Raw genomic sequence first — 6,320 nt, forward strand, 5'->3', positions numbered from 1 at the left:
CGCCCTCTACGGCGCCGACGGTCTCGGCTTCACCATCGCCCGCTACAACATCGGTGGCGGTGACAGCCCCGAGACCACCCCGTACATGCGGGCCGGCGGTGCCGTCCCCGGCTACTGGAACCGGCCGGGAGCGGAGACCCCGGGCTGGTGGGACCCGAACAACCCCACCCACTGGAACGACCGGGCCGACGCCAACCAGCGCTGGTGGCTGACCGCCGCCAAGGCCCGCGGCGCCACCACCTTCGAGGCGTTCTCGAACTCCGCCCCGTACTTCATGACCAACAGCGGTCTCGTCTCCGGCTCCGTGGACGGCGGGTCGGACAACCTCCGCTCCGACCAGTACGACCGGTTCGCCGCCTACCTCTCCGGCGCACTGCGCCGCGCCGAGCAGGGCTCCGGCGTCACCTTCACCTCGATCTCCCCGGTCAACGAGCCCTCCGCGAGCTACTGGAAGGCCGGCGGACGGCAGGAGGGCTCCCACTGGGACCCCGCCTCCGTGGCCAGGATCGTCAGCACCCTGCGTACCACCCTCGACGCGGCCGGCAAGAGCACCAAGGTCTCCGCCATGGACGACTACGGCCCGGACGTCGCCTCCTGGCAGTGGAGCCAGTACGCCCCCGCCGTCCGGGACGCCGTCGGGCGGATCAACGTCCACACCTACAACACGGGCGGGCGCACCGCCGTCCGGGACATCGCCAAGGGGGAGAGCACCCCCCTGTGGATGTCGGAGAACGACCTCGGCGGCAGCGTCGGCCAGAGCTTCACCGACATGCGACCGGGACTCGACCTCGCCGCCAAGATCACCACGGACATCCGGCAGCTGGAGCCCAGCGCCTGGGTGCTGTGGCAGGCGGTCGAGGACTACGAGAACATGACCCCGGAGCGCGAGAACTCCAACTGGGGTCTGATCCAGACCGACTTCACCCCGGCCGACGCCGCCACCGAGCCCCTGCGCAAGAACAAGAAGTACTGGACGATGGCCCAGTACAGCCGGTTCATCCGTCCCGGCGCCCATGTCGTGCCCACCGACGACCCCGACACCCTCGCGGCGGTCCGCCCGAACGGCCAGGGCCTCGTCCTCGTCCACACCAACCACGGTTCGACCGCCCGTGACCTCACCCTCGACCTCGGCGGCTTCGAGACCACCGGCGGCGCCGTCGAGCGCTACACCACCGACGCCACGCGGAACGTCGAGCGCGGCACGGACCTCACCGTGACGGGGAAGGCCCTCCGGGCCACCGTCGCTCCCGGCTCCGTCACCACCTTCGTGCTCCCGGGCGCCACCGGCGTGAACGCCGCCGACACCGGCACCCCCACCGGTGCGCCCCGGCAGATCCTGAACGACAACAGCGGCAAGGCCCTCGCCGTCACCACCGTGGCCGGCCAGGACAGCCTGGTGCAGCGGACCGCGAACACCGCCGACACCGCCCAGCAGTGGACGTTCACCAAGACCTCCGCGACCGACTGGAGCAGCACCGCCACGTACCGCGTGACCAGTGCCAAGACGGGCAAGGCGCTCTCGGTCACGGCGGGCGCGCTCGGCTTCGCCACCCCCGGAGCCGGCGCCGAACAGCAGTGGATTCGCTCGACCGCCGGTGACGGCCACGCCACCCTGGTCAACAGCGCCACCGGACAACTCCTCGACGTGTCCGGCGAGTCGACGGCCGACGGTGCGCCCGTCGGCGTCTACCGGCCGACCGCCGGCGCCAACCAGTCCTGGACCTTCCGCTCCACGGCCGCCGACGTCTGGCAGACCCCGGTCTTCCGGCACAGCGGCAAGTGCCTCGACGTGGCGGGCGTCTCGACCGCCGACGGCGCCCAGGTGTTCCAGTACGGCTGCAACGGAGGCGCCAACCAGCAGTGGTCCCTGCGGCCCGCCTCCACTGGTTACGTGAACATGGTCGCCCGGCACAGCGGCAAGTGCCTGGACGTGAGCGGGGCTTCGGCCGCCGACGGTGCCCAGGTCCTCCAGTACGGCTGCAACGGCGGCCGGAACCAGGAGTGGGCCGTGCACAGCGTCGACACGAGCCACGTCACTCTGATGGCCCGGCACAGCGGCAAGTGCCTCGACATCGAGGGCGGTTCGACCGCGGACGGGGTGGCCGTCCGCCAGTACGCCTGCAACGGCGGCACCAACCAGCAGCTCCGCATCGGCTGACAACGCAAGACGGGCCGGGCACCGACCACTGGGTCGGTGCCCGGCCTTCTGTTGTACGCGGTCGGCGGCGCCTGGGCGCGCAAGTCCCGAGGAGCGTACGTCGGCGCACGCAAGAGGCGGAACGCCGGGTTCGGGGGTGGGATGTCCGAACCCGGCGCTCCGGGCATCTGGTTACTCCTCGGTCGGCCCGAGGTCGGGCGTCTCGCGCAGGCTCACCGTGCGGGTCCGGGGGCCCGCGTGGAGTTCGAGGACGACGATCTCGTTCGTGCCCGCGCGCAGGACGGGGGCGGGGACGTACAGGGAGGCCTGCGGGCCGCGGGACCAGTAGCGGCCGAGGGGGAAGCCGTTGACCCAGGCGTTGCCCTTGGTCCAGCCGTCGAGATGCAGGAAGGTGTCGGCGGGGTCCGTGACCTCGAAGGTGCCCCGGTGGAAGGCCGGGCCGACGGGCACGGTCGTGGTCGCCGCGAACGGGACGCGGTCCAGCTCGGTCAGGGGGAGTGCGTGCTGGGTCCAGCCCGCGAGCTCGACGCCGTCGAGGAGGACCTTCCCCAGCAGACCCTTCCGGTCGTGGATGCCCTCGCCGTAGTTCACCCGGCCCTGGTTCTCGACCAGGACCGAGAGCACGCTGCCGGCCCGGGGGACCGTGAAGGCCAGGGCGTGCTCGTGGTTCTCGCGTTCCAGGACGCCGACGGGCTGTCCGTCGACGAAGACCTGGGCGCGGTCGCGCACCTGCTCGATCTCCAGGAGCGCCGGTCCCGCGAGGGGCAGGGGCGTCTCGTAGAGGACGAAACCGAAGTCCTGCTCCAGCTCCTCCATGGTCAGCGGGCGGCGGGACTCCACCGCCGTCGCGAGCGCGGCCGCGCTCGGCAGCAGACGGGCGCTCTCGGTCAGCGCGACGGCCGGGACGGCCAGCTTGGGACCGGGCGCCGGTACGGGCTCGGCCGGCACGGGCGCGTACTTGGCGATGATGTCGCGGAAGGCGGTGTACTTCGCGGTGGGGTCGCCGGCCTCGTCGAGGGGGGAGTCGTAGTCGTACGACGTGATGGTGGGCCGGTAGGTGTGCTTGTCGTTGGCGCCGTTGGTGAAGCCGAAGTTGGTGCCCCCGTGGAACATGTAGAAGTTGACCGAGGCGCCGGTGGCAAGGAGTTCGTCGAGCTCGCGGGCGGCCTCCTGCGGGTCGCGGACGACGTGGCGCGCACCCCAGCGGTCGAACCAGCCGATCCAGAACTCGGACGTCATCAGCGGCCCCTCGGGGCGCTGGGCGCGCAGGTCGGTCAGGTGGTGGGCCGATCGGCTGCCGAAGTTCGCGGTGGCGAGCACGCCGGGCAGGGCGCCGCGTTCCAGGTCGACCGGCTGGTCGCAGGTGAAGAGGGGGACATCGACCCCGCAGCGGCGCAGCGAGTCGGCGATGCACTCCATGTAGGCGGTGTCGTCGCCGTAGGCCCCGTACTCGTTCTCCACCTGCACGGCCAGGACCGGGCCGCCCTGTGAGGCGAGGTACGGCCGCAGTGGGGTGAGGAGTCGCTCGAAGTAGTCGTCGACGGCCGCGAGGAAGCGGGGGTCGCGGGTGCGCAGTCGGATGTCCGGTTCGGCGAGCAGCCAGGAGGGCAGGCCGCCGCCCTCCCACTCGGCGCAGATGTACGGGCCGGGGCGCAGCAGGACGTGCAGTCCTTCGGCGGCGGCGAGGTCGAGGAAGCGGGGGAGGTCGAGGCCTGCGTCCATCACGAAACGGTCGGGGCGTGGCTGGTGCAGGTTCCAGGGGACGTAGGTCTCGACGGTGTTGAGGCCCATGAGCCGTGCCTTGCGGAGCCGGTCCTGCCACTGGTCGGGGTGGACCCGGAAGTAGTGCAGCCCGCCGGACAGGATGCGGAAGGGATGGCCGTCGAGCAGGAAGCCGGCCTGGTCTGTCTGGAGAACGGGCATGCGCTGTGTGCTCCTGTGTAGAAGGGTGCGATGCGGGCCTGGAAGTCGCCAGCATGTGTATGTTTACGTAAACACCCTGGCGCTGGCAAGCCCGGTACCGGTCCGGGGACACGGGGATCCTCGAGGAGCGGGTCTTCTTTGGGGGAGATATGCATGGCCGACGTACCCGCTCCATGCGGACAGACCCCGATCCGGTCCATACGGCGCGCACTGCGCCTGCTCCGTGCCCTGGAGCAGCGGGTCGGCGGCGCTGGCGCCGAACAACCGGCCCGGGGCGCCGCGCTGCCGACCACGTACCACCTGCTGCGCACCCTGGTCCACGAGGGCGTGGTGCGCGACGGACCACGGAGATGCGAGCTGATCGACCTCGCGACCGAGGCGCCCGGCGGGATGACGGAGCCGCCGGTCGGGGAGCGGATGGACTTCCGGGCCGGCGCGCACGCGCATGCCGGGGGACGAGCCGTCCTCGCCCAGCTCGGCAGGGAGGAGCGAGCCGACCACCTCGCCCGTCACCTGGTTGACCCGGTGCACCCTGCCCGACGGCGCCGCTTTTGAGCGCCGCCTCGCGGACCTCCCCCGGGGTGGCCCCGCGTGGAGCACCAGGAGTGCGTGCTCGGCACGGTCTGTGCCGCGGCAACCATCAGCGTCGGCTCGACCGCCGCGGCGCCGGTCGTCTCGCTGCCCGCCTCCCGCGCCGGTGAGCTGAGGGCTGAGGGCGGCGGCGAATGTCCTGCGCCGCCGCCGAGAGCGTCCTGCTGTGAGGCGCACTCCGCGCCCGCCTGCCGGAGTGACCGGCCGGAGGCGGCTCTACCCGGGCAGGTGGTAGACGCGGGTGGCGTTGTGGCGGAAGACAGCGTCCTTCTCCGTGGGGGAGAGCGCCTCGGTGAGCTGTTCGGTGAGGCGGAGGACGTGGGTGTAGTCGGCTTGGAGGGTGGAGACGGGCCAGTCGGAGCCGTAGAGGAGGCGGTGGGGGCCGAAGGCGTCCAGGGCGGTGTCGGTGTAGGGGCGGAGGTCGTCGGTGCGCCATCTGCCGGGGGCGGCTTCGGTGAGGAGACCGGAGAGTTTGGCGACGGTGTTGGGGAGGGCGGCGAAGCGGCGCAGGTCGGCGGCCCAGGGGTCGAGGGTTCCGGTGGCGATGGGGGGTTTGCCGAGGTGGTCGAGGACGAAGGTGAGGCCGGTCAGGCTCGCCGCCACGGCGGTGGCGGCGGGGAGTTGGTGGGGTGTGATGACGAGGTCGTAGGTGAGTCCGGCGCGGGCGACGGCGGTCAGGCCGCGGCGGACGTCGGGGCGCAGGAGCCAGCGTGGGTCGGGTTCGTCCTGGACCTGGTGGCGGATCGATACCAGGTGGTGGCCGCCGGGGGCTTCGCGGAGGGCGGCGAGGGTGTCGGTGATGTCGGGGGCGGTCAGGTCGGTCCAGCCGACGACGCCGGCGACGAGGTCGCTGTCGGCGGCGAGGGCGAGGAGCTCGGGGGTCTCCTCGGGGACGCAGACGGTCTGGACAACGACGGTGGCGGTGACGCCGGCGGCGCGGGCCTCGGGGGCGAGGTCGTCGAGGGTGAAGGAGCGGGCGAGCGGTGCGAGCCGGTCGCCGCTGATCCAGGACTGGGGGCGGACCGACAGGTCCCAGACGTGGTGGTGGGCATCGATGATCCGGCGTTCCATCACAGCTCCCATACGGCGTCGAGACCGGCTTCACCGTAGGCCTCGACGACGGGCTCGGTGACGATGATGACGTCGAGGGTGCGGGGGCCGTGGACGCCTTCGACGCGTTCGAGCTCGATGTCGCTGGTGGCGGACGGTCCGGAGATGAAGGTCAGCGGCCGGGTGGGGTCGAGGTGGGCGAGGGCGTCGAAGACGTCGTCGGCGATCTGCTCGGCGTGGATGACGCACAGGTGGTGGTCGGGGACGAGGGTGAGGGCGCGGCGGCCCTGGCCGGGGCCGGTGTCGAGGACGAGGGTGCCGGTGACCGCGATGCCGGCGGCGGCGAGGGTGACCGTGCCGTCAAGGGTGTCCAGGGTCCGGACGTCCAGGGGCTCCGGGGCCCATTCCCAGTCGTCGCCCGAGGGGAGCAGGTGGGCCGGGAAGCCGTCCGGCAGGGCGAGGCGGCGGGTGCCGCGTGCGGTCAGTGCCGTGGCGATGGCCTTGGGGAGGCCGGCCGGGCCGGTGGTGGTGACGGTGGCGCGGTAGTCGGCAACGCGTTCGGCGAACAGTGCCACCCGGTCCCGGCCGGGCTCGACGT

General features: G+C 72.2%; 5 protein-coding genes. 2 read left to right on the top strand and 3 right to left on the bottom strand.

Annotated features, from left to right (window positions below; translation table 11 throughout):
• A partial coding sequence (locus CCN56_RS38290; RefSeq protein WP_086832260.1) for an RICIN domain-containing protein occupies positions 1-2,158 on the top strand: 2,158 nt, incomplete at its 5' end.
• Positions 2,159-2,329: 171 nt separating this feature from the next.
• Here CCN56_RS38290 and CCN56_RS38295 read toward each other — a convergent pair.
• Positions 2,330-4,081: a beta-galactosidase gene (locus CCN56_RS38295; RefSeq protein WP_086832261.1), complete on the bottom strand. Its 1,752-nt coding sequence runs from the start codon at positions 4,079-4,081 to the stop codon at positions 2,330-2,332.
• Positions 4,082-4,234: 153 nt separating this feature from the next.
• Here CCN56_RS38295 and CCN56_RS38300 point away from each other — a divergent pair, with 153 nt between their 5' ends.
• On the top strand, positions 4,235-4,636 hold the full coding sequence (locus CCN56_RS38300; protein WP_179200146.1) for a helix-turn-helix domain-containing protein: 402 nt from the start codon (positions 4,235-4,237) through the stop codon (positions 4,634-4,636).
• A 252-nt stretch (positions 4,637-4,888) separates the two neighbouring features.
• Here the strand turns inward: CCN56_RS38300 and CCN56_RS38305 are convergent, their stop codons facing one another.
• Together CCN56_RS38305 and CCN56_RS38310 are read right to left on the bottom strand one after the other, a co-directional pair.
• Entirely contained in the window at positions 4,889-5,743 is an 855-nt protein-coding gene (locus tag CCN56_RS38305; protein WP_256962389.1) for an amidohydrolase, read from the bottom strand.
• The coding region (locus CCN56_RS38310; RefSeq protein WP_086832264.1) for an LUD domain-containing protein at positions 5,743-6,320 on the bottom strand (578 nt) is incomplete at its 5' end. The genes CCN56_RS38305 and CCN56_RS38310, both read right to left, overlap by 1 nt.

This window comes from Streptomyces sp. NRRL B-24572, from assembly GCF_002156145.1.
GTDB lineage: Bacteria > Actinomycetota > Actinomycetes > Streptomycetales > Streptomycetaceae > Streptomyces > Streptomyces vietnamensis.